Source organism: Mycobacterium gastri (assembly GCF_002102175.1).
Lineage (GTDB): Bacteria > Actinomycetota > Actinomycetes > Mycobacteriales > Mycobacteriaceae > Mycobacterium > Mycobacterium gastri.
The window spans coordinates 1-4,547 of the sequence record NZ_LQOX01000017.1 but is presented as its reverse complement, the minus strand read 5'-3'; the positions used below and the strand labels follow the sequence as shown (position 1 = coordinate 4,547).

General features: G+C 64.3%; 1 protein-coding gene and 1 pseudogene. Both read left to right on the top strand.

What is annotated here, in order from left to right; genetic code table 11:
• A pseudogene (locus AWC07_RS29655) lies at nt 1-291 on the top strand (hypothetical protein); the annotation flags it as partial.
• 18 nt (nt 292-309) lie between these two features.
• Nucleotides 310-4,547, top strand: a 4,238-nt coding sequence (locus AWC07_RS02350) for an amino acid adenylation domain-containing protein (RefSeq protein ID WP_425271208.1), incomplete at its 3' end; no start/stop codon positions are given.

Here is a 4,547-nt window from a genome sequence, read left to right as displayed (position 1 = left end):
GGACTGGGGTATTGGCGGCGGGCGGGGTTGACGTCGTCGCGGTTTGTGGCGTGTCCGTTCGGCGGAGCGGCAGCGCTAGGAATACGGATGTATCGCACCGGGGATTTGGTGTGTTGGGGTGCTGATGGGCAGCTGCGCTATCTGGGGCGCGCTGATGATCAGGTCAAAATCCGCGGCTACCGCATCGAACTCGGCGAAATCCAGGCAGCGCTGGCCGAGTCGGCCGGCGTCAAGCAGGCGGTAGTCATCGCCCGCGAGGACCGCCCCGGCGACAAACGGCTGGTCGGCTATGTCGTGCTAGATCAGGAGATGATGCTGGTCCGGGAGCCGGCGCGAGAAGTGGAGCTCGTTGAGCAGTGGCAGGGAGTATATGACGGCCTTTACTCGGGGTTGACGTTCACCGCTGGCGCGCCCGCGGTGTTGGGCGAGGATTTCGGGGGATGGAACAGTAGCTATACCGGGGTGCCGATCCCGCTCGAGGAGATGCGGGAATGGCGTGCGGCCGCGGTGGATCGAATCCGGGGGTTGGGTCCCCGGCGGGTGCTGGAGATCGGGGTGGGCTCGGGGCTGTTGCTTGCACAGTTGGCCCCGGTGTGTGTCGAGTATTGGGGCACAGACTTCTCGGCGCCGACGATCCGGACACTGCAGGCGGCGGTGGCTCAGGAGCCGTGGGGTGATCGGGTGCGGTTGCGGGTCCAGCCCGCGGATGCGGCCGGGGGGTTGCCGGAGGCGCGTTTCGATGTCGTGGTGCTCAACTCGGTGGTCCAGTACTTCCCGAGTGCGGGGTATCTGCTGGATGTGCTGGCGATGGCGATGCGGCTACTGGCGCCTGGCGGGGCGTTGTTTATCGGCGACGTGCGCAACCTGTCGTTGTTGCGGGCGTTCACCACCGGGGTGCTGTGTGCCCGCCCTACCGGTGGTGAGGACACGGCCGCGGTGATGGGTGAGCGGGTGAGCCGGGAAATGCTTACCGAACAGGAACTGCTGTTGGCGCCGGAGTTTTTTGCGGCCTTGCCGCAGCGCCTTCCCGATATCGCCGCGGTGGACGTGCAGCTCAAGCGGATGCGCGCGGTCAACGAACTCAGCGGTTATCGATATGAGGTGGTGCTGCGCAAGGCGCCGGTACCGGTTCGGTCCCTTGCACACCTACCGTCCGAACCGTGGCAGCGATTCGGAAGCCTGGCCAGGCTGGGCGCATATCTCCAGGCGCAACAGCTGTCGGGCCTGCGTGTCACCGGGGTGCCGCATGGCGGGATATGGCCCGATGTGGCTCTGGCGCGGGCGCTGGCCCAGGCCGGCGATCGGGTGCCCGTCGGCGAGTTGCGTGCCGGCATCTTCGCCCCCGATGCGGTGTTGCCGCACCAGTGTCAGCTGCTGGGGCGGGAACTGGGATACGCCACAGCGGTGACTTGGTCGCCGACCGCCGGTCTGGTCGACCTGATCTACACCCACGCCACCGAACCGTCTAGTGACTACCGGCTCCCAGCGCTGTCGGATCTATACCTGCCCACCACGCAGATCGGTTCCCTCGCCGGGTATGTCAACGACCCGTCGGTGATCGAACGAGTGGCGAAGCTGCGCAGCTTTGTCGCCACTCGATTGCCGGAGTTCATGGTGCCCGCGGCGATCATGGTGGTGGAGTCGCTGCCGTTGACGATCAACGGCAAACTTGATCGGCAAGCGCTGCCGGCCCCGGAGTTTTTCAGTGCAGTGGCGTATCGGGCGCCGCGTAATCGACGCGAACGGGTGTTGGTCGCACTATTCGGCGAGGTTCTCGGGCTGACGCGGGTCGGCATCGATGACGGGTTTTTCGACCTGGGTGGACACTCATTGTTGGCGACGCGCCTGGTGGCGCGGGTGCGCGCTGAACTGGGTGTCGAGGTCCCGATCGGGGCGTTGTTTGACGCGCCCTCCGTGGCCGGGTTGGTCGAATGGATAAGCGCACATGCCCGCGAACCGGCCGAGGCAGCGTTGACGCCGTCGCCGCGTCCCGGTGTGATTCCGTTGTCGTTTGCTCAGAGCCGGTTGTGGTTCCTGGACCAGTTGCAGGGGCCCTCACCGGTCTACAACATGGCCGTGGCGTTGCGACTCGTCGGGCGCCTTGATACCGATGCGCTGGGTGCCGCACTGGCTGATGTGGTGGGCCGTCACGAAAGTTTGCGCACGGTGTTCTTGGCCGTCGATGGGGTACCGCAGCAGCGGATCATTGCCGCCGACGAGGCGGATTTTGGCTGGGGCATCATCGACGCAGCCCGATGGTCGGCGACCCAGCTTGAGGACGCCGTCGGTGTGGCCGCAAGGTATACGTTCGACCTGGCCGCCGAAATCCCGTTCCACGCAACACTTTTCACCGTTGCCGACCAGGAGCATGTGCTGGCGCTAACCATGCACCATCTTGCCGCCGATGGGTGGTCGCTGACTCCGATGTTTCGTGATCTGGGTTTTGCGTATCGGGCTCGGTGTGTGGGTCGGGTTCCGCGGTGGGCGCCGTTGGCGGTGCAGTATGTGGATTACACGTTGTGGCAGCGTGCGCAGTTTGGTGATTTGGCTGATGGTTGTAGCCGGATTGCTGGCCAGTTGGGTTATTGGGAGCGGGCTCTTGCGGGGATGCCGGAGCGGTTGATGCTTCCTACTGATCGGCCTTATCCGTTGGTCGCCGATTATCGGGGTGCTGTGGTGGCGGTGGGGTGGCCGGCTGCGTTGCAGCGGCGGGTTGCCCGGGTGGCGCGTGAGCATAATGCGACCAGTTTTATGGTGATGCAGGCGGCGTTGGCGGTGTTGCTGGGGAAGGTCAGTGCCAGTGCCGATGTGGCGGTGGGGTTTACGATCGCGGGGCGGCGTGATCCGGCGCTTGATGAGTTGGTGGGTTTTTTCGTCAACACGTTGGTGTTGCGGGTCGATCTGGCCGGTGATCCTAGTGTCGCGGAGTTGTTGGCTCAGGTGCGAGAGCGCAGTCTGGCCGCTTATGAGCACCAGGATGTGCCTTTTGAGGTGTTGGTGGAGCGGCTCAATCCGGCTCGGTCGCTGACTTATCAGCCGTTGGTTCAGGTGATGTTTACCTGGGCCAATTTTCCTGGGCAGGACAATGATCCGGCGACCGTCGGGCTGGTTTTGGATGATTTGCAGGTTACGCCGCTGCCGGTGGGTACTCGTACCGCCCGCATGGATTTGCTGTTTGTCCTGGGTGAGCGTTGGACTGAGGCTGGTGAGCCCGCCGGGATCGGTGGGACGGTGGAATTTCGCACTGATGTGTTCGACGCGGCGAGTGTTGAGGTGTTTATTGAGCGGTGGCGGCGGGTGTTGGTGGCCATGACCGCTGATCCCGGCCGGCGGTTGTCGTCGGTGGATGTGCTCGATGGCGGTGAGCATGTTCGCTTGGCTGGGTGGGGGAATCGGGCGGTGTTGGCTCGGCCGGTGTCGTCGTCGGTGTCGATTCCGGTGGCCTTTGCTGCGCAGGTGGCCCGGATCCCGGATGCGGTGGCGGTGACCTTTGAGGGTTTGTCGGTGACGTATTGGGAGTTGGAGGAGGCTGCTAACCGGGTTGCGCATCTGTTGGTTGGGCATGGTGTGGGCCGCGGTGAGTGTGTGGGGCTGCTGTTTTCGCGTTCGGTGCAGGCGGTCGTGGCGATGTTGGCGGTGCTCAAGACCGGGGCGGCTTATTTGCCGATCGATCCGGCGCTGCCGGGGGCGCGTGTGCAGTTCATGGTTGCTGATGCCGCGCCGATTGTCGCGTTGAGTACCGCTGATTTGGCTGACCGGTTGGGCGGGTGCGACCTGGTGGTCATCGATATCGATGATCCTGCTGTCAAGGCTCAGCCGGGCACGGCGTTGCCGGCGCCGGCCGGTGATGACATCGCGTATTTCATCTACACCTCGGGTACCACCGGAACGCCTAAGGCGGTGGCCATCACCCACCACAACGTCATCGAGTTGCTGGAGTCGTTGGATGCGGACCTGCAGCGCGCGGGGGTGTGGTCGCAGTGGCATTCCTATGCCTTCGATGTCTCGGTGTGTGAGATCTTCGGGGCGTTGCTAGGTGGTGGGCGGCTGGTGGTGGTGCCCGAGGAGGTGGTGCGCTCACCGGAAGATTTCCACGCCTTGCTGGTCGCTGAGCAAGTCAACGTGTTAAGCCAAACTCCCTCGGCGTTTGATGGGCTGCAAGCCGTCGATGCGCTCTCTTGTGAGCTGAGAGAGCAGCTGAAGCTTCGGGCTGTGGTGTTTGCCGGTGAGGCGCTGCAACCGCAGCGTCTTGGGGCTTGGCTGGGCAACCACCGGCGATCACCGCGTCTGATCAACATGTATGGCACCACTGAGACGACGGTGCATGCCTCGTTTCGGGAGATCGTTGCTGGTGACGCCGACAGCACGGTCAGCCCTATTGGGGTGCCGTTGGCCCATCTGGGGTTTTTGGTGCTGGATGGGTGGTTGCGGCCGGTGCCGGCGGGTGTGGTGGGGGAGTTGTATGTGGCCGGTGCCGGGGTGGGGGTGGGGTATTGGCGGCGGGCGGGGTTGACGTCGTCGCGGTTTGTGGCGTGTCCGTTCGGCGG